17 protein-coding genes are annotated in these 18,990 nt (G+C 67.2%); 8 read left to right on the top strand and 9 right to left on the bottom strand.

Annotated elements, in window-relative coordinates; all coding sequences use genetic code 11:
• Positions 1 to 63: 63 nt before the first annotated feature.
• Positions 64 to 1,005, top strand: a complete 942-nt coding sequence (locus AC0KUR_RS10400) for a LysR substrate-binding domain-containing protein (RefSeq protein ID WP_473375837.1) — start codon at positions 64 to 66, stop codon at positions 1,003 to 1,005.
• Positions 1,006 to 1,115: 110 nt separating this feature from the next.
• Positions 1,116 to 1,448, top strand: a complete 333-nt coding sequence (locus tag AC0KUR_RS10395; protein ID WP_034191882.1) for a cupin domain-containing protein — start codon at positions 1,116 to 1,118, stop codon at positions 1,446 to 1,448.
• Positions 1,449 to 1,582: 134 nt separating this feature from the next.
• Here AC0KUR_RS10395 and AC0KUR_RS10390 read toward each other — a convergent pair whose 3' ends face one another.
• Positions 1,583 to 1,882 carry an H-NS histone family protein gene (locus tag AC0KUR_RS10390; protein WP_034191881.1) on the bottom strand — a complete coding sequence of 100 codons (300 nt, stop codon included), beginning with the start codon at positions 1,880 to 1,882 and terminating at the stop codon, positions 1,583 to 1,585.
• A gap of 226 nt (positions 1,883 to 2,108) precedes the next feature.
• On the opposite strand from AC0KUR_RS10390, the gene AC0KUR_RS10385 reads away from it, so the two are divergent.
• Positions 2,109 to 2,597 carry a RidA family protein gene (locus tag AC0KUR_RS10385; protein WP_034191880.1) on the top strand — a complete coding sequence of 163 codons (489 nt, stop codon included), beginning with the start codon at positions 2,109 to 2,111 and terminating at the stop codon, positions 2,595 to 2,597.
• A 36-nt stretch (positions 2,598 to 2,633) separates the two neighbouring features.
• On the opposite strand, the gene AC0KUR_RS10380 is transcribed toward AC0KUR_RS10385, so the two are convergent.
• Both AC0KUR_RS10380 and AC0KUR_RS10375 read right to left on the bottom strand, forming a co-directional pair.
• A complete protein-coding gene (locus AC0KUR_RS10380) occupies positions 2,634 to 3,626 on the bottom strand; it encodes an AraC family transcriptional regulator (RefSeq protein ID WP_059562473.1) in 993 nt (330 codons plus the stop codon).
• Positions 3,623 to 4,681 carry an NAD-dependent epimerase/dehydratase family protein gene (locus tag AC0KUR_RS10375; RefSeq protein ID WP_473375836.1) on the bottom strand — a complete coding sequence of 353 codons (1,059 nt, stop codon included), beginning with the start codon at positions 4,679 to 4,681 and terminating at the stop codon, positions 3,623 to 3,625. The genes AC0KUR_RS10380 and AC0KUR_RS10375 overlap by 4 nt, the downstream gene beginning before the upstream one ends.
• 680 nt (positions 4,682 to 5,361) lie before the next feature.
• On the opposite strand from AC0KUR_RS10375, the gene AC0KUR_RS10370 reads away from it, so the two are divergent.
• Entirely contained in the window at positions 5,362 to 5,613 is a 252-nt protein-coding gene (locus AC0KUR_RS10370) for a hypothetical protein (RefSeq protein ID WP_034191877.1), read from the top strand.
• A 12-nt stretch (positions 5,614 to 5,625) separates the two neighbouring features.
• Here the strand turns inward: AC0KUR_RS10370 and AC0KUR_RS10365 are convergent, their stop codons facing one another.
• Positions 5,626 to 6,738: a histidinol-phosphate transaminase gene (locus AC0KUR_RS10365; RefSeq protein ID WP_473375835.1), complete on the bottom strand. Its 1,113-nt coding sequence runs from the start codon at positions 6,736 to 6,738 to the stop codon at positions 5,626 to 5,628.
• Positions 6,739 to 7,165: 427 nt separating this feature from the next.
• Between AC0KUR_RS10365 and AC0KUR_RS10360 the strand changes: the two genes are divergently transcribed.
• Positions 7,166 to 8,257: a helix-turn-helix transcriptional regulator gene (locus AC0KUR_RS10360; protein ID WP_473375834.1), complete on the top strand. Its 1,092-nt coding sequence runs from the start codon at positions 7,166 to 7,168 to the stop codon at positions 8,255 to 8,257.
• 60 nt (positions 8,258 to 8,317) lie between these two features.
• Here the strand turns inward: AC0KUR_RS10360 and AC0KUR_RS10355 are convergent, their stop codons facing one another.
• From AC0KUR_RS10355 to AC0KUR_RS10335, 5 genes are all read right to left on the bottom strand, one after another.
• Entirely contained in the window at positions 8,318 to 9,790 is a 1,473-nt protein-coding gene (locus AC0KUR_RS10355; RefSeq protein WP_034191874.1) for an NAD-dependent succinate-semialdehyde dehydrogenase, read from the bottom strand.
• Positions 9,791 to 9,889: 99 nt separating this feature from the next.
• Positions 9,890 to 10,381 (bottom strand): Lrp/AsnC family transcriptional regulator, encoded by a 492-nt coding sequence (locus AC0KUR_RS10350; protein WP_034191873.1) that lies wholly within the window; start codon positions 10,379 to 10,381, stop codon positions 9,890 to 9,892.
• Between the two features lie 87 nt (positions 10,382 to 10,468).
• Positions 10,469 to 11,878: an aspartate aminotransferase family protein gene (locus tag AC0KUR_RS10345; protein WP_069704873.1), complete on the bottom strand. Its 1,410-nt coding sequence runs from the start codon at positions 11,876 to 11,878 to the stop codon at positions 10,469 to 10,471.
• 161 nt (positions 11,879 to 12,039) lie between these two features.
• Positions 12,040 to 12,966: a 2-hydroxyacid dehydrogenase gene (locus AC0KUR_RS10340; protein WP_124608701.1), complete on the bottom strand. Its 927-nt coding sequence runs from the start codon at positions 12,964 to 12,966 to the stop codon at positions 12,040 to 12,042.
• Positions 12,967 to 12,977: 11 nt separating this feature from the next.
• Positions 12,978 to 13,838, bottom strand: a complete 861-nt coding sequence (locus AC0KUR_RS10335; protein WP_226229181.1) for a GNAT family N-acetyltransferase — start codon at positions 13,836 to 13,838, stop codon at positions 12,978 to 12,980.
• A 467-nt stretch (positions 13,839 to 14,305) separates the two neighbouring features.
• Between AC0KUR_RS10335 and AC0KUR_RS10330 the strand changes: the two genes are divergently transcribed.
• The 3 genes from AC0KUR_RS10330 to AC0KUR_RS10320 all read left to right on the top strand — a co-directional run bounded on the left by AC0KUR_RS10330 (position 14,306) and on the right by AC0KUR_RS10320 (position 18,951).
• Positions 14,306 to 14,974, top strand: coding sequence for a haloacid dehalogenase type II (locus AC0KUR_RS10330; RefSeq protein ID WP_034191869.1), 669 nt, complete (start codon positions 14,306 to 14,308; stop codon positions 14,972 to 14,974).
• Between the two features lie 172 nt (positions 14,975 to 15,146).
• Entirely contained in the window at positions 15,147 to 16,685 is a 1,539-nt protein-coding gene (locus AC0KUR_RS10325; RefSeq protein ID WP_473375833.1) for a methyl-accepting chemotaxis protein, read from the top strand.
• A 682-nt stretch (positions 16,686 to 17,367) separates the two neighbouring features.
• Positions 17,368 to 18,951, top strand: a complete 1,584-nt coding sequence (locus AC0KUR_RS10320; RefSeq protein ID WP_034191867.1) for an ABC transporter substrate-binding protein — start codon at positions 17,368 to 17,370, stop codon at positions 18,949 to 18,951.
• Positions 18,952 to 18,990 lie beyond the last annotated feature (39 nt).

Here is an 18,990-nt window from a genome sequence, read left to right as displayed (position 1 = left end):
GTTGACAACCCTGTTCATTCGCGTGAACGGGGCATCCGGTAGACGCACGATAGCGACGCACCGATGACTGGACAATCGAAAAATTTGCAAGCCGGGTATGCGGCGCATGCATACCCGCTGGCCGACCTGACGAGGCCCCTGCCGCCGTTGGCGGCGATTCAGTCGTTCGTCGCCGCGGCGCAGCTCGGCAGCGTCAGCAAGGCCGCGGATCACCTGTGCCGTACGCAAGGCGCGGTGAGCCGCCAGATACAGCAACTGGAAACGCATTATCGATGCGCACTCTTCGTGCGCCGTGTATCGGGTCTCACGTTGACGGCGGAAGGAAGCGAGCTGCTGACGGTCGCGGTCAACGTGCTCACGCAACTGGTTCAGCACGCGGACGTGCATGCACGGGCGACCTCGGTGCTCACGTTGAAGTTGCCGTCCACGTTCGCCATTCGCTGGCTGCTCCCGCGGCTGCCGGACATTCATCGCGCGATGAGCGGTACGGAACTTCGTATTTCGACATCCGCGGACGATACGCCGGATTTCACGACGCCCGACGTCGATGCCGTCATTGTGCGCGGCACGGGGCAGTGGACCGGCATGGAAGCGGTACCGCTCTTTTCCGAGATGCTCACGCCGATGTGCGCGCCCGCATTGGCCGCATCGCTTCAATCCGTTGCCGACCTTGCGCAGGTCGATTTGCTTCATCCCGGGCCCAGCCACGCGGAGTGGCGATGCTGGCTCGATCATGTCGGGGCGCGCCAGATCGATGCGGGACGCGGACTGGTATTCGATACCCTCGAATTGACGCTCGCGGCATCGGTGGAAGGGCACGGCGTGGCCATCGGCGACCCGCGAATGGCACGAGACCGACTCCGTGCCGGATCGCTGGTGACGCCGTTTGCGGACGTGGTTCCGGACGGCCTGTCCTACTTCCTCGTCTATCCGCCTCAACGTGCGGCACAACCGAAAATTCGCGCCCTCGCCGACATCTTGCTGCGACTTGCGCGAGAAGACTGATTGACAGGCGAGCGTCCGATGCGGCGCGGTAACGGCTGGACTGCAGTGAACATTTCGCGGCGCCTTTCAACCCGCTTCCTGCATCGGAAGGACAATCACGAGGTCGAGCGATGCAACTTCAAACCGGTAACCTGTTCAGTGTCGAAGGGCAACGCGGCGGCGACGAGCGGATCGATCTCCTCGTCACGGCACAGCGCCTGAATGTCGAGCGGATCGTGTCGATGGGACATACGAGCCCCGATGGATTCTGGTATGACGATGCGCGTGCCGAATGGGTCGTCTTGCTGTCGGGCGCGGCCGTGCTCGAATTCGAAGAAGGTTCGACGCGGCACGAGATGCATCCGGGCGACTATGTGCTGATCGAACCGCATTGCCGCCATCGAGTTGCGTGGACGCATGAAGAAACGCAAACCGTCTGGCTTGCGATTTATTACGAACGATGAGGAAGGAATTGGCGTGCGGCGGCCCGAATGAGACAAACGGGTATTAACCCGGAGCGGTCTTTGAATCCCGCCGGTATCGATGCCCCACTCGCCGGACAGCGCGCTGAACCGCGCGCCGGTACGCGCCGAAAATCTTATTCCTGGATCAGGAATCGATTGCGGTTCTTCGCATCCTTGATCCATGCCGGCGCGCGACCGCGGCCCGACCAGGTTGCACCGGTCTTCGGGTCGCGATACTTCGCCTGCACGGGCGCCGCTGCCTGCTTGGCCGGCCGACCACGACGCGTGCCGAAAATGTCCTTTTCGGTAATGCCGTATTCCGCGACCTTGGCACGGATGTCGTCGACGATCGCCTGGAATTCGGCGATGCGCGCGGCTTCGGCCTTTTCGGCCAAAGCGTCCATTTGGGCTTTCAGTTCCTTGTAAGTCGCCATATATCGCTCATCAGGTTGTGTGTTCACATGATAGCGGTTTCAACCGGAAATGATGAAAAAAATCTCGCCGACTACGAATTACGGTGTCGATATCGCGCGCGGGACTGCTTCGAACACCTGATAAGTGTGTCAATTGCGTCATTTTCGGCGGATGGGTGCCTTCGGGACAAGATTCGGGGACTCAATTATTCTTTATCTTTTTTATGAAGGATCGGGGAATTCACGGATGAACAGAGACGATAAGCTGAAACAGATCGCGGCCGATTTCGGATTCGATCCGGACGCGGAAATCAGGATCGGCGGAAAGTACACGCCCGTTCTGGTCGATGGAAGGACGGCCTATATCTCAGGCCAGATTCCGCGAATCGGGGAAGTCGTGCATTTCGTCGGTATCGTCGGCGAATCCGTTTCGCTGGACGACGGCCGCCGTGCGGCCGGCATATCGGCGCTGCGTGCGCTGTCGCTGATTCGCAAGCATTGCGGCACGCTCGATGCGATCGCGACGGTGCCGCGCATCACCGTTTATGTGCGCAGTGCACCCGGCTTCACGATGCAAAGCGAAGTGGCCGACGGCGCGTCCGACGTCCTGTACGCCGTGCTCGGCGATGCCGGCGTCCACACGCGTTCGTCGGTCGGCGTGGTGCAGTTGCCCAAAGGCGCGGCGGTGGAAGCCGATTTCATTTTCGGGCTGAACCGCGACGACGCCACACGCTGATCGCCCGCCGGTCCAACGATGGGGCAACCTTGTGCGTCAGCGTGGCATCGTCCGCGAGCGTGCGGCGTCGGGGGTCATGCCGGTCCATTCGTTGAACGCGCGGAAGAACGAGTTCGGATCCTGGTAGCCGAGCAGGAACGCGATCTGGCTGTAGGGGAGTTCCGAGCGATCGAGGTAGTGCCACGCGAGCTTCTCGCGGACATCGGCCAGGATGGTCTTGAAGGTTGCGCCGTCGTCGCCGAGCCGGCGTTGCAGCGTGCGCTTGCTGATCGCAAGCGTCCGTGCGACGTCGTCCGCGGTGGCGAGGCCGCCCGGGATCAATTCGAGCAGTGCCGCGCGCACGCGTTCGACGATACCCGCGCCCGCCGACAGCGCGTCGAGGCGGCGGCGCAGATCGGGTTCGAAGATTGCCCACATCGCATGGTTGGCCGTCACGAACGGGCGCCGCGCGTCCTGCAGCGCGAAGCTCACGGCGGGCGCGTCGCCGTATTGCGGCGCCACGCCGAAAAAACGCGCATAGCCGGGATGCGGCGCGAGGCCGCGCGGCAGCGTGACGGCGCGGGCGGGCAATGCGGTGCGGGTTGCCAGCCGCGCCAGCTTCACGAAGAAGCCCAGTTCGGCCGCGAGCAGCATGCCGGGCGGCGGCACCTCGCGTTCGAGGAAGTCGACGGCGAGCACGAGCGCGTCGGCATCGTGCGTGACGTGCACGCGCATCGGGCCGATCAGCGGCTTGAACTGGCCGATGCGCCGGATGGCGACCTCCAGGTCCGGACTGCACAGCGCGGCGAACAACAGCGGGTCGAAGGCCTCGACGGAGAGCAGGTCGAGGAGGCGCAGCGCGACGGCCGGCACGCCGGCCAGCTCCTCCACCGCCTGCCACATGCGGAAGTACTCGCGGGTGGTCAGCCCGTTCCCGGGCCGCGCGAACAGATCGGCGGGCAATTGCGCGCGCCGCAGCAGTTCGTCGGTACGCAGGCCGAGGTCGGCCATCACGATCTGGTAGCCCGGTAAAATCGCGAAGCGGTTCATCGCCGCAATTGCCCGGTTTCGACGAACTGCTGAAAGAAGTCGTTCATCGACTCGGCGAGCGGGCGATAGCGCAGGCCGAGTTCGTTGCGACTGCGGCTGTTGTCGCCGCGCCAGGGAAGCCCGACGTTGCGCGCGATCACGCGGCGCGTCACGCCTTTGTTCGCGAGCGGACCGACCAGCCACACGAGCCATTTGGGCAGGATGCGCCGCGGAATCGGGTAGTCGGCGCCATACCGCTCGAGCAGCGTGGCGGCCATCGCCGGCAGGCTGGTATCGTGACCGGACACGATGTAGCGGCCGTTGGCGCTCGCCAGAAACGCGGCCCGGACGTGCGCATCGGCGACGTCGCGCACGTCGACCGCGCCCAGGCCGAGATTCGGCACGCCCGCTTTCATCGTGCCGTTGCCCATCTGCCGCACGATCTCGAAGCTTTCCGACGTGGCGTACGGATTGATGCCGGGGCCGATCACGAGCGACGGATTGATGGTCACGAGATCCCAGCGGTGCTGCGCGCCGGCGATTTTCCACGCTTCGCGCTCCGCCACGGTCTTCGAATACGAATACGGCTGATGGGCGAGCGACGAGCTGGTGTTCCAGATCGCCTCGGTGAACACGCCGTTCGGCGTCGCGGCGAGATCGGCATTGTCGCCGTAGATCGCCGCGCAACTGCTGGTCAGCACGACGCGCCGCACCGACGGTGTGCGGTTGGCCGTTTCGAGCACGTTGCGCGTGCCGAGCAGCGCCGGATCGACGAGTTCCTTCTGCGGGTCGCGAACGGTGACCGTGAACGGCGACGCGGTGTGGAACACGATGCCGCAACCGGCCATCGCAGCCGCGTACGAGCCGGGTTCGAGCAGATCGGCGCGGAAAAAACGGATCGTGCCGGGTGTGCCCGCCGCGATGCGCTGGAGGTGCTTCAGCTTGTCCGGGCTGTCGGGGTCGCGGACGGCCGCGTGGACCGTCAGGCCGGCCTTGAGAAGCCGTTGCACGAGCCGGCCCGCGACGTATCCGGTGGCGCCGGTCACCATCACGGGGAGGTCGGTATCGATATTCATGGGCGTGGGTTCCGTGGCAGAGGCGATGCGTCATGATGCCGCCTTTTACGCGCCAATTCACTTGCAAAGCGCGCCAATCGACATGCAAGGTGCGACAGGCGGCGCGATGCCCGCTGCCCGCGTCGACATGGACAGTGGCGCGCTGGACCGGCTCCATGCGCTGTCTGACGTGCCGCCGGCTCCACGACGGACGGTCGCCGATCGCCGTCGCGGACGGCCCGTGGCAGACCTGGCATCAGGCGTTGCGGACGCAACCGGTGCCCGTGAACCTGACGTGCCGCGACGGTGCAAGGCAAACGCGTCCGAATTGCGGGCCGTATCGCGCCTGAACCCCGATCCGGTCGAATTCGCACCGCCGTCTTATCGGCGGGAGGTGCCCCGCCTCCGGCATTTCCGTAACCCGTCGCGCAAACGATATCGGCCGGCATCCCCATTTTTGGGGATGCCGGCGCGGGCCGGTGCGCCTACGATTGACGACAGTGCACCGGGGAGCGGATGTAACGAAAACAAACGAACAGGCCTGCCATTCCGTGTCGATTGCATGCGATCGTCCGCGCAGTTGAACGACACGGCCGTTGCATGCGACGACGCACGGCGTGGGCGGTGCATCGTTGGCATCGCGGCACGATGGCGTTGACGACGGAAGGCCTGATGTCGTATTTCGGGGAATGGCAATCAATATGCTGGCAAGAGACTACGTGGAACGAGAGCTTTCTCACATCCAGAGAATGGTGGCTCTCCTGGACAGCGATGCGATCGCTGACGACGTATCGATGTCGGGCGCGGCGCGCGTCAGGCATCCGAGCTACTGGCGCGGGCGCATCGAGGAACTGCTGTCGGCGCCCGACGTGCCGCGTCACGTCAGGAAGCTCAGCGAAGCCGTGCTCGCGAAGATCGACGAACTGGAATCGCGGCTCGCGACGATGAAGTAAGCACCCCATTGCTTATTCGCGCGCCATCACGTCGAGCAGCGCCGCGCGAAACGCAGCCATCTCCAGAGCGGTGCCGATCGAGACGCGCAGGTACTCGGGCGGCCCGGACTCGCGAATCAGGACACCGTGACGCAGGAGTCCGCTCCAGATCCGGTGGCGATCCGCAAACTTGCCGAACATCACGAAGTTCGCGTCCGAATCGGCGACCGCGAGGCCCCGGCCGCGCAGCCAGCACACGGTCGCGTCGCGCTCGACCTTGATCGCGTCGACCTGCGACAGCATTTCGTCACGCGCGGCGAGCGCCGCGCAGGCCGCCGCCTGCGTCAACGCGGACAGGTGATACGGCAGGCGAACCCGCTTCAGCGCGTCCACGATCGCCGGCGCGCATGCGCAATACCCGATGCGGCCCCCCGCGAACTTGAATGCCTTGCTCAACGTACGCGTCACGATCAGCCGCGGATGGTCGGGCAGCAGCGTCACCGCGCTGCGGACGCCGTGACGACGGAATTCCGCATACGCTTCGTCGACGACGACCACACCCGGCGCGAGGTCGAGAATCGCGCGGATGTCGTCGATCGGCAGCGCGGTTCCCGTCGGGTTGTTCGGTGACGTGAGCAGGATCACGCTCGGCCGGTGTTCGCGGATGCCGTCGAGCGCCCGATCGAGGTCCAGCGAGAAATCCTCGTCGCGCGGCAACGTGTGCAGGCGCGTGAAGGTCGTCCGGCAGTATTCGTCATACATCGGATACGCGGGCGTAAAGGCCAGCACCGAGCGCCCCGGGCCGCCGAATGCCTGCAGGATCTGCTGGATCACCTCGTTCGACCCGTTGGCCGCCCAGACGCGGCTCGCGTCGACCGGCACGCCGGTGTCGTGCGTCAGGTAGGCAGTGAGATGCGATCGCAGTTCGGCGAAGTCGCGATCGGGATAGCGGTTCGCGTCGCGCGCCGCATCGGCCGCCGCGGTCGCGATGCGTTCGACGAGCGCCGGCGATGGCGGATACGGATTCTCGTTGACGTTCAGGCGGACCGGCACGTCGAGCTGCGGCGCGCCGTACGCATGCCGCAACGTCAGATCGTCCCGCAGCGGCAAATCCGACAGGGCAATGTCTTTCCACGGTTGTTGCATTGAAAACACTCCGGACGTTATCGATGGGGCGGCGCAGCGGGCTTTTTCGGCGGCAAAAAACAAAAAAGGCGCCGGAGGCGCCTTGGTTGTCGTGTTGACCGGGGAGCTACCCGATCGATGACTGGATGCGAAACGACCCACGGCGCAATGGAGGGCGGCCGTGGTGATGGTGCAGCGAGGACGTGGCGTTTCGGATCGTCATGCGCTGCATCATGGCATACCCTGATCCGGATGAAAAGCCGGCCGCGGCGCGGTTCGTGCCGGCGTCGGCCGCGCTGTCTTGCCAGGATTGCCAATACATCAGACGAGAAACGGTAACAAACGTGGTATTTCAGACCAAACGTACCCGGTTAATTTGAACGATCTCGTTCATTGAGTAAGATGCGCTGAAGACGTTCGACAGAAACGCACGGCGCGGGGTAGCCAGATGCAACTGAACGGATTGATTCAATCGGCGTGGATCGACGATATCTACGCGGCGGCACTGGGCGATCAACGATGGGAAGCGGTGCTGGACGGGCTGCGATCGTCGGTCGGTGTGCGCATGGCCACGCTGCTGTCGTTCGACGACAAGGCGAGGGTGCCGGCGATCGAGCAGGCGGCCGGCGACGACGCGTCGTGGGTCGCCGCGTGCTACCACAGCTACAACACCGAGTTCTACCTGTACGACCCGGTCGTGCCGATCGCCGCGGACTGGCCGACGGGGCGCTGGTTCGAGGACGTCAAGCACCTGTCCGCGCACCAGCGCGCGCACAGCGTGTTCTATCAGGAATTCATGCACCCGTTCGGGCTCGGCAGCATCTCGGGCCTGTACATCCATCGCGGCAAAGGCTCGGGCGCGTTCCTCAGCGTGCAGGGCGGCCCCGAATCGCAGGGGCTGTCCGACGATCAGCGCCGCATGATCGAAATCATGGGCGCGCACATCAGCCGCGCGCTGCGGATTCAGGCGCGCATCGGCGAACTCGAAGCGCGCGTGGCCGCCGCGGAATCGGCGCTCGACGCGATTCCGGTGCCGGTGTTCCTGCTCGGCGCGCGGCGCGAACTGCGCTACACGAACCGTGCGGCCGATCAACTGATCGCCGCCGAACCGGCGCTGCGGGTCGTGAACGGGCGTTTCGCGCCGGAAGGATGCGTCGACGACGCGCAATGGCGGCATGCGTTCGCGCGCGGCGGGCTGCTGCTGCGGCGGACGACGGGCGAGCCGCTGCCGCTGGCGTTGATCCCCGTTCCCGAACAGTCGCACCTCGCGCGCGAACGGCCGGGCGTGACGGCATTGATGACCGCCGCGGACCTGCGCTCGCCGTCGGCGCGCGCGCAGCGATTGCGCGTGTTCTACGGGCTGTCGTCGGCCGAAGCCGACCTCGCGGTGCTGCTGTGCTGCGACGGGCGCTCGCCGCAGGAGTGCGCGGCGCTGCGCGGCGTGTCGATCGGTACGGTCCGCGCGCAGATCAAGTCGATCTACACGAAGACGGACGTGGCGCGCGCGGCGCAGCTGACGTCGCTGGTCATGCAGACGTGACGATGCGTGACGGCCGGCCCGACCCTGCGGTGCGCGGCAGGCCGTCGCGTCCGGCCGGATTCACTCGAGCCCGCCCTGGCACAGGTACTTGATCGACAGGTAATCGTCGAGGCCGTAGCGCGAGCCTTCGCGGCCGTAGCCCGATTCCTTCACCCCGCCGAACGGCGCGGCCTCGCTCGCGAGCGCGCCTTCGTTGATGCCGACGATGCCCGTTTCGAGCCGTGCCGACACGCGCGCGATGCGCCGCACGTCCTGCGTGTAGAAATACGCGGCGAGCCCGAACGGCGTGTCGTTCGCCGCGCCGACGGCCTCGTCCTCGGTATCGAAGCGGAACAGCGCCGCGATCGGGCCGAACGTTTCCTCGCAGTTCAGTTGCATGTCGGCGGTCGCGTCGGCGAGCACCGTCGGGGCGTAGAAGTTCGGGCCGAGTTCGGCCAGACGCTTGCCGCCGGCGAGCACGCGCGCGCCGCGTTCGACAGCGTCGCCGACGTGGCGGGCGATCTTGTCGACCGCGCGCGCGTTGATCATCGGGCCGATCTGCGCGGCCGGGTCGGTTGCCGGTGCGACCTTCAGCGCGGCGACGCGTGCCGCGAGCTTCGCGGCGAACGCGTCGTAGACGCCGCGCTGCACATACACGCGATTCGGCGACACGCAGGTCTGGCCGCCGTTGCGGAACTTGGACGCCATCAGCCCGTCGACCGCGCTATCGAGCTCGGCATCGTCGAACACGATGAACGGCGCATTGCCGCCGAGCTCCAGCGACAGCTTCTTCAGCGTCGCCGCCGATTCGCGTGCGAGCAGCTTGCCGACGGGTGTCGATCCGGTGAACGTGATCTTGCGCACGCGGCCGTCCGCGAGCCAGTCGGCCACGGCAGCGACCCCGCGCTCGCGCGAGGCGGCGATCAGGTTCAGCACGCCGGGCGGCACGCCGGCTTCCTGCGCGAGGAAGGCGAGCGCGAGCGCGGTCAGCGGCGTGTCTTCCGCCGGCTTCGCGACGACCGTGCAGCCGGCCGCGAGGGCGGGCGCGATCTTGCGCGCGATCATCGCGAGCGGGAAATTCCACGGCGTGATCGCGGCGACGATGCCGATCGGTTCCTTGACCGCGCTCAGCCGTTTGCCGCGCTGCTGTTGCGGAATCAGGTCGCCGTACGTGCGCGTCGCTTCCTCGGCAAACCACAGCACGTACGACGCGCCGTAGGCGACTTCGCCGCGCGCTTCGGCGAGCGGCTTGCCCTGTTCGCGCGACATCAGCTTCGCGAGATCGTCGGTGTGCGCGATGATCGCCGCGTGCCACGCGCGCAGGATCGCGGCGCGTTCGCGAGCGGGCGTCGCGCGCCATGCGGGCAGCGCGCGTGCCGCCGCGTCGGTCGCGGCGCGCGCGTCGGCGGCTCCGCTGTCGGGTGCGTGGGCAACGGTCTCGAGCGTCGCCGGATCGGTGACGTCGAAGCGCGCGCCGTCGAGCGCATCGCGCCAGGTACCGTCGATCAGGTTGGCGGTACGCAGCAGTTCGGTTCGGGACAGCGTAAGCGGCATGACAGGTCCTTGGATGAAGCGGTTCGGCGGCGGCGCGGGCGCGCGACTACCCCGCGCGGACAGCACGCTGCCGCGTTCGAGGCAGGCGGGCACCGTGCGTCAGTGCCGGTCGCCGAACAGCGATTCGAGCGGATAGTGCCGTTTGACGAACGGCGACTTGATGATCACGTAACTGAAATACTTTTCGATGCCGATGTTCTGCTCGAGCAGCCCTTCGACGATCGTCTGGTAATGGCTCACGCTGCGCGTGATGAACTTCAGCAGGTAGTCGTAGCCGCCGCTCGCGAGATGGCACTCGACGATCTCGTCGACGTTGCGGATCGCCGCGACGAAGCGGTCGAAGTCCTCGCGCCGGTGGTCGGCCAGCGTGACCTCGGTGAACACGACCTGCACGTCGCCGAGTTTCTCGAGCTGGATGTGCGCGCCGTAGCCGCCGATGTAGCCGGCCTTCTCGAGCCGCTTCACGCGGATCAGGCAAGGACTGGGCGACAGCCCGACCGCATCGGCCAGCTCGACGTTGGTCATGCGGCCGCGCTTCTGCAACTGGGAGAGGATGCGCAGGTCGATGCGATCCAGCTTGCTGTCCGTCATGTTCACGTGAGAGGCGAAAAAAATGGAATGTCCGGTTACTTTAGAGTCGAACGAGGGCCGCCACAAGCCCGGCTTTCCCTTGGCCGGTCAGGCCGGCTGCGCGTGCGCGGCGTCGAGCGCGCGCTGCACGCCGGCATCGCCCAGCACGTCGTCGAGCGTCTTGCGCACGCGTTCGAACAACAGGTCGAACTCGCCCGCGGTGAAGCTCAGCGCCGGCGCGAAGCCGAGCACGCCGTCGCCGAACGCGCGGAACACCACGCCGTTCGCGTAAGCGGCCGCCGCGATCTTGTCGGGCACGTTCAGCGCCGGGTCGAAGCGCGTCTTGCGGGCCTTGTCGGTCACCAGTTCGAGCGCACCGAGCAGGCCGACGGAACGCGCATCGCCGACGAGCGGATGCGCGCGCAGTGCGTCGAGGCCCGCCGCGAAGCGCGGCGCCAGCGCCTGGCCGTTCGCGAGCAGCCCGCCTTCGTGATAGAGCTTCAGCACCTCGAGGCCGATCGCCGCGCTGACCGGATGCGCGGAATACGTATGGCCGTGGCCGACCACGGCCGATTCGGCGCGGCTGCCCGCGATCCCTTCATAGATTTCATCGGACATCAGCACCGCGCCCATCGGCGCATAACCGGCGGTCAGTCCCTTCGCGACGGTCATCAGGTCCGGATCGACCTGTTCGGTCTCGCACGCGAACAGCGGCCCCGTGCGGCCGAAGCCGGTGATCACCTCGTCGGCGACGAACAGGATGCCGAGGCGACGGCAGGCGTCGCGCATCGCCTTCAGCCAGCCGGCCGGCGGCACGATCACGCCGCCGGAACCCTGCACGGGCTCGCAGAAGAAGGCGGCCACGTTGTCCGCGCCGAGTTCGGCGACCTTCGCTTCGAGCGCGGCGACCGACGCGGCGATCAGCGCCTGCGGATCGTCGCCGAGCGGATGGCGATACGGGTAGGGCGACGGGATGTGATGCTGGTCCGCGCGCGGCAGGTCGAAGTGACGGTGGAACGCCGGCAGCGCGGTGAGGCCGGCGCCGATCGACGACGAGCCGTGATAACCGCGCTCGAGCGCGATCATCTGCTTTTTCGACGGACGGCCGGTCGCGTTGAAATAGTGCGTGATGAAGCGCACCGCGGAGTCGACCGCATCCGAGCCGCCGAGCGTGAAGTACACGTGGTTCAGCGACGGCGGCGCGAGCGCGGCGAGCCGTTCGGCCAGCTCGATCGCCGGCTGCGAGCCGAAATGGAAATAGCCGGTCGCGTAGGGCAGCTTCGCCATCTGGTCGGCGGCCGCTTTCACGATGCTGTCGCGGCCGTAGCCGACGTTCACGCACCACAGGCCCGAGAACGCGTCGAGCAGCGTGTGGCCGTCGGCGTCGCGCAGGAACACGCCGTCCGCGGATTCGAGCACGGTGGCGCCGCGCGCCTCGTGTGCGCGATAGTTGACGACGGGGTGGATCAGATGCTGACGATCGGCTTCGATCAGCGCAGCGTGGTCGGCGTGGTTCATGGCAGGGCAGGACTCTCGTCAGGTGTCAGCGGTGAGTTCATGCTACCGGGCGAACGATCCGCATGCGCTTTCAATTTGCGCCCCGAAACGTATGGGCGCGGCGTTTGCACGGGGCGCTTCGGCATTTTCTGCTGCGCGCCCCGCCGTGCCGGACGCGTGCGTCAGTAGCCGCGTGTGCGGTCGACGACGCCGATCATCGGTTGTCCTGCACGATGGCGCGCGAGATTCGCGAGCACGGCGTCCACGGCGGTGTCGGGCCGCGTGGCGCTCGCGATGTGCGGCGTGATCCGGATGCGCGGATGCGCCCAGAACGGATGACCGGCCGGCAACGGTTCGGGGTCGGTCACGTCGAGGATCGCGCTGTCGAGCCGGCCGCTGTCGAGCGCGGCGAGCAGCGCGGCCGCGTCGAGCTGCGGCCCGCGCCCGACCTGCACGAGCGACGCGCCGGGCGGCAGCGCATCGAACACGCGTGTGCCGAGCAGCCCGCGCGTGCCGTCGGTCAGCGGCAGCAGGCAGATCAGGATGTCGGTACGGGCGAGGAACGGTTCGAGCGCGTCGTCGCCGGCGTAGCACGCGATGCCGTCGAGCGTGCGCGGCGTGCGGCTCCAGCCCGCGCACGGGAAGCCGAAGCGCCGGAGCATGTCGAGCACCGCCTGGCCGAGCGTGCCGAGCCCGAGGACGCCGATCCGCGTCGACGCGGCGGCGCGCACCGGTTTCTCGTGCCACACCTGCGCGCGTTGTTGTGCCGCGTAGTCGAACAGGTCGCGGTGAATCGTCAGCACCGCCTGCGTCACGTATTCGACCATGCCCTCGACGATGCCCGGCTCGATCATCCGCACGACGGGGATGTGCGGCGGCACGCGCGACAGGTCGAACTGATCGATGCCGGCCCCGACCGAGAACACGACCTCGAGATTCGGGAGCAGCGCGGCCGGATCGTCCGGCGGCTGCCACGCGGCGAGATAGCGGACCGCCTCCGGGTCGCCGATGTCCGGCCAGATCCGGAACGCGAGATCGGGTGCGCGCTGCGCGAAGCGCTGTGCCCATTGCGCGCCGCGCACCGGGTCGGCCTTGTACAGGAAGCTCATCTTCGTTCCGCTCAGCCGAGTGCCTGGTTCACGATCGCGTACGCGCGCAGCGCCGGATCGCGCTCGGGCGCGGCGCCGCGCGCCATCGCGACGACGGTATCGACGCGCGGCAGCCCGAGCCCCTGCAGCCAGTCGGACAGCCCGCTGTCGCCCGGCACGTCGAGCCGCACGAACATGCCCTCGTGCAGGGCGAGCCAGTGACTGATCAGCGCCTGCGCGCGCTGCGCGTCCGGTGCGATCACCGGGCCGATCGCGTGGCCGCGGCCGAAGCGGCGGAACAGCGCGAAGCCGAGCAGCTCGCCGTCGCGATCGAGCGCGATGCCGTTCGCGACGTCGAGCAGCGCGCCGATCACTTCGTCGCGCTGATAGCCCGCGGCGCGCGACGCGAGCGCGGCAAGGCGCGGGCCGTCGTTCGCGCCGATCGGCCGCAGGCGCTCGCCGGGCGGCAGCGATATCAGCGGCGGCTGGAAGGCGGCGCCCTGGTGTTGATCGATCGTGCCGATCGCTTCGAACCCGAATTTCGCGTACAGCGGCTCGCCGGCCGGCGTCGCGTGCAGGAACACGGTCCGCGGGCCGAAGCTGTCGACCAGGCGGGCGAGCAACTCGCGCCCGATGCCGCGGCCCTGGCGCTCGGGCGACACGATGACCATGCCGAGCGACGCGTGCGATTCGCCGAAGCGCCAGCCGAGCGCGGTGCCGACGACGCCGGTTTCGTCTTCGGCGACGAAGCCGCCGCCGAGTTGGAACACGAAGCGCCAGTCGTCGAGCCGGTGCGGCCACTTGACGGCTTCCGACAGCCGGTGCGCGGCGGGCAGGTCGGTTTCGGCGAACGGGCGATAGGTAAGCGTGCTGGAAGGATTGAGGTCGGACACGCCGGACTCCGGAGGGGTGGGAATGACGCATCACTGTGCCAGCGAGGCCGCGGGGCGGATAGGACGATTCGCCTGTTTTCCGGCGGCGGCGGGCGCGCCCGCGAATTCGATGCAAACCGGCTCGATCGGCGCGAACGAACGCCCGGATCGTGCTGGCGAGACGGGTCAATCCGGCCACGCGTGCTGTGGAATACCACTACGATCAATGGCACGGCGGCACTGCCGCCTGCCGAAGGGCCGCATCGGCAGACGGGCTCGCCGCGGTAGCGCGGCGCCCATCGGCGCCCGCCGCCCGCGCCGCGCCCGATCGTGCCGCAGATCGTGCTGCATGTGGCGGGCAACACGCGGCGATTCTGCGTTTTGAGCGGCGCCGAACGATGCGCGGACGACTTTTTGCCCTGATTCAATTTCGTTAAATCCAGCCCGTCCCCGGCCCTGCCGGGGCTTCACACCGACAGGACGTCACCATGATCCAGTTTGAACCGAAGTACATCACCTTCGACTGCTACGGCACGCTGACCCATTTCCGGATGGCCGAGACGGCGCGCGAAATCTATGCGGACCGGCTGTCGCCGGCCGCGATGGAGGCATTCGTGCGCGCGTTCGCCGCCTATCGGCTCGACGAGGTGCTCGGCGCGTGGAAGCCGTACCGCGACGTCGTCGTCAACGCGGTCCGCCGCACCTGCGCGCGGCTCGGCGTGAAGTTCGACGAGGCCGAGGCCGAGCTTTTCTATCATGCGGTGCCGACGTGGGGCCCGCATCCGGACGTGCCGGCCGGGCTGTCGCGGCTGGCGTCGAAGTACAAGCTGGTGATCCTGTCGAATGCGATGGACGAGCAGATCATGAGCAACGTCGACAAGCTGGGCGCGCCGTTCCACGCCGTGTTCACCGCGCAGCAGGCGCAATCGTACAAGCCGCGGATGCAGGGCTTCGAATACATGTTCGACAAGCTCGGCTGCAAGCCCGAGGACGTGCTGCACGTGTCGTCGAGCCTGCGCTACGACCTCATGACGGCCGAGGATCTCGGCATCAAGCACAAGGCATTCGTGAACCGCGGCCACGAGCCGGGCACGCCGTTCTACAACTATTACGAAGTGTCGGACATCGGTCAGCTCGCGACGCAACTCGGGCTGTAAGCCGGCCGCGCCGGCCGATTCGTCGAGCGCCGGGGCGCGGCCGTGATGCCGTCGCGTCCCGGCGCGTTCGGTCAGCGCACGAAATGAGGGTAATTACCGATATTGAGTCGTTCAAGGCGGGGCCGCCCGGGCCGATATATGTACCGAACGGTTAATATTTCGAGGCCCCCGCATGAAGTTGTCCACCAAACTGCTGATGCTCGTCGCCGCGGCGCTGCTCGGCGTCGTCCTGCTGGCCGCGTTGTCGCTGCACACGCTGCGCGACGCGCTGATCGACAGCCGCCGCGAAGAGATCGTCATTCTGCTGACCAAGGCCGAGCATCTGGTCGATTCGTATCGCGCGATGCAGACGAGCGGCACGCTCACGCAGGAGCAGGCGCAGCAGCAGGCCAAGGCTGCGCTGGCGGCGCTCAACGCGAATTCGAAGAGCTACTTCTGGGTCACGACGTCCGACGGCGTCAACCTCGTGCACCCGAACGCGAAATTCATCGGCACGCGCGCGAAAGGCAACCGCGCGACCAGCGGCATGACCGACAGCGAGGCGTACCGCGCGGGGATGGCGCAGGCGCATTTCGCGCTCGTCGACGTGCTGGTCAAGCGCAGCCCCGACGCGGACCTGGAGCCGAAGCTGCAGGGCGTGGTCGCGATTCCGGACTGGAACTGGTGGATCGGCACGGGATTTTTCTACGACGACATCAACGCGGCGTTTGCCCGGCTCGCGATGGTGCTGGGCGCCGTCGCGCTCGTCATCGCCGCGGCGCTCGCGGCCATCGCATGGGGCGTGCTGCGCAGCGTCAGGCGCACGCTGGGCGGGGAACCCGCGCATGCGACGCAGATCGCCGCCCGCATCGCCGCCGGTGAACTGGACGTGCAGTTCGATACGGCGCACGCCGCGCCCGGCAGCCTGCTCGTCGCGCTGGGCGACATGAAGGCGCGGCTGACCGACACCATCGCCGAGATCCAGACCACGACCCACTCGATCGCCACCGGCACCGGCGAGATCGCGCAAGGCAACCTGGATCTGTCGCAGCGCACGGAGCAGCAGGCCGCGTCGCTGCAGGAAACGGCGGCGAGCATGGAGCAGATCACGTCCACGGTCAAACAGAACGCCGACAACGCGCGCCAGGCGAATGCGCTCGTGGCCCAGGCCAAGGATGCGACCGAGCTCGGCGGCGCCGCCGTGCACGCGGTCGTCGAAACGATGCGGCAGATTTCGGACGGATCGGTGCGGATCGCCGACATTACCGTCGTCATCGAAAGCATCGCATTCCAGACCAACATTCTCGCGCTCAACGCCGCGGTGGAAGCCGCGCGGGCCGGCGAGGAGGGGCGGGGGTTCGCCGTCGTCGCATCGGAAGTCCGCTCGCTCGCGCAGCGCAGCGCGGCGGCCGCGAAGGACATCAAGGGATTGATCGACGCGTCGGTCGAGCGGGCCGGCAGCGGCAGCCGGCTCGTCGAGACGGCCGGCGAGCGCATGACCGAGATCGTCCGGTCGATCGACCGGGTGGCGGACATCATGGGCGAGATTTCCGCGGCATCGGCGGAGCAAAGCACCGGCATCGAACAAATCGGGCTGGCCGTCGCGCAAATGGATGAAGTCACCCAGCAGAACGCCGCGCTCGTCGAGCAGGCAGCGGCCGCCGCCTCGTCGCTGGACGAGCAGGCGGCGCGCCTGCGGGCCGCCGTATCGGTATTCCGGCTCGCTGCGTGACGGCTTCGCGCCGTCCGCTCGCGGGGGCGCATCATCCTGCCGCCTGGGCGCCGCGCCGGCGAGCGCGCCGACATGCCCGGTGACGCATGCATCGCCGCTCGCGGCCGCGGCGCCTGACGGCTGCACGGGCCCGGTTTCCGGGCAGTCCCGTCATCTTCCCGTCTTCCCGCCAAGCCGTTCCGATCGAGCGGCATTCTTCCGAACTTTCCTGCGCGACGTCCCGTCGCGATCCCCATCGTCGCCGCTCGTGCGTGCGGCGATCCGCCGCAACGTGCCGCTCGTTTCGACCGTCTTGGGCACGCGCACACACATTCGACACAAACGTGCGGTTTGCGTGAGTCAAACGCGCGCCGGATGCCGAACGGGCAATTTTGTCGGCGCAATCTGCGGCGGCTGCGGCCTTACGATTTCCTGTATCGACACGGGTCGGGCAGCCGCCGCGACACGCCGCCGGGCGCACGACGACACATGCGCGCACGCAGCAATTCATGCTGCGCGGGCGGCTCAAAACGGTCGATTCGTATCGTGCGGGCCGCCCGAATCGCGACAAACCGCATTTTGGCGATGCTTAAATGAACTGCATGTGTACGACGTCGCGCCCGCCACCAGCAAGCGGGCGCGGCGGGATTGAACAACCACGCTGGACCCTTGGACCCACTTCCCACAGTCAGGAGCAGTTCGGATGAGCGACGATATCGACAATGACGGCAAGGGCGGCTTCACGCGCCGCGACATGATGCGGGTCATGGCGGCGAGCGGCATGATGGCCGTCGGCGGCGGCGGGCTGCTGATGGATGCGCAGTCGGCATTCGCCGCGCCCGCGCCGAAGCGCGGCGGCAAGATCCGGGTCGCGAACGAAGCCGGCTCGACGGCCGATACGCTCGATCCGGCCAAGGGCTCGACGGGCGCGGACTACACCCGTTTCTTCATGTTCTACAGCGGTCTCACGCAGCTCGATGCGAGCCTCACGCCGCAGATGAACCTCGCCGAGTCGCTGCAGACGACCGATGCGAAGACGTGGATCATCAAGCTGCGCAAGGGCGTCACGTTCCACGACGGCAAGCCCGTCGGCCCGGCCGACGTGGTGTTTTCGCTGATGCGCCACAAGAACCCGGCCACCGCGTCGAAGGTCAAGCCGCTCGCCGAACAGTTCGCGGATGCGAAGGCAACCGGGCCCGACGAAGTCACGCTGACGCTCGTGAGCGCGAACGCCGATCTGCCGGTGATCCTCGCGACGCCGCAGCTCGTGATCGTCAAGGACGGCACGACCGACTTCAGCACCGGTATCGGCTGCGGCCCGTACAAGCTGAAGTCGTTCAAGCCGGGCGTGGCGACCATCGGCGTGCGCAATGACAGCTACTTCAAGCCGGGCAGGCCGTATCTCGACGAGATCGAGCTGATCGGCATCGGCGACAGCGCCGCGCGCCTGAACGCGCTGCTGTCGGGCGACGTGCACCTGATCAACGCGATCGATCCGCGCTCGACGCAGCGGGTCTCGTCGACGCCGGGCTACGCGCTGAAGGAAACCAAGTCGGGCCTCTATACCGACCTGATCATGCGCAGCGACAACCCGATCGTCTCGAATCCCGATTTCGTCGAAGGGATGAAGTACCTGTTCGATCGCGAGCAGATCCGCACGGCGGTGTTCCGCGGCTACTCGGTGATCGGCAACGACCAGCCGATCCCGCCGGGGCATCGCTACTTCAACGCGTCGCTGCCGCAGCGGGCGCACGATCCTGACAAGGCGAAATTCCTGCTCCAGAAGGCGGGCGCGCTCGGCACCACGCTGCCGCCGATCTATGCGACGTCCGACGCGAACGGGTCGATCGAAATGGCCGTGCTGCTGCAGCAGGCCGGCCAGAAGATCGGGCTGAACCTGCAGGTCAACCGCGCGTCGCCCGACGGCTACTGGTCGAACCACTGGATGAAGCACCCGCTCACGTTCGGCAACATCAACCCGCGTTCGAGCGCCGACGTGCTGTTCACGCAGTTCTTCAAGTCGGATGCGCCGTGGAACGAATCGGGCTGGAAGAACGCGAAGTTCGACCAGTTGCTGCTCGCCGCGCGTTCGGAAACCGACGACGCGAAGCGCAAGCAGATGTACGGCGACATGCAGGTAATCGTGGCGCAGCAGGGCCGGGTCGGCATTCCGGCGTTCATCAGCTTCCTCGACGGGTACGACAAGCGGCTCGCGGGCCTCGGTTCGATCCCGACCGGCGGGATGATGGGCTTCATGTTCGCCGAGAACGTGTGGTGGAACGCGTGACGTCGTGGCTGGCCGCCGTCGCGCGGCCGGTGCGGGCCC

Source organism: Burkholderia sp. YHN3-13 (assembly GCF_055810675.1).
The sequence above is the reverse complement of the archived record's forward strand: the minus strand, read 5'-3'. Positions and strand labels throughout refer to the sequence as shown.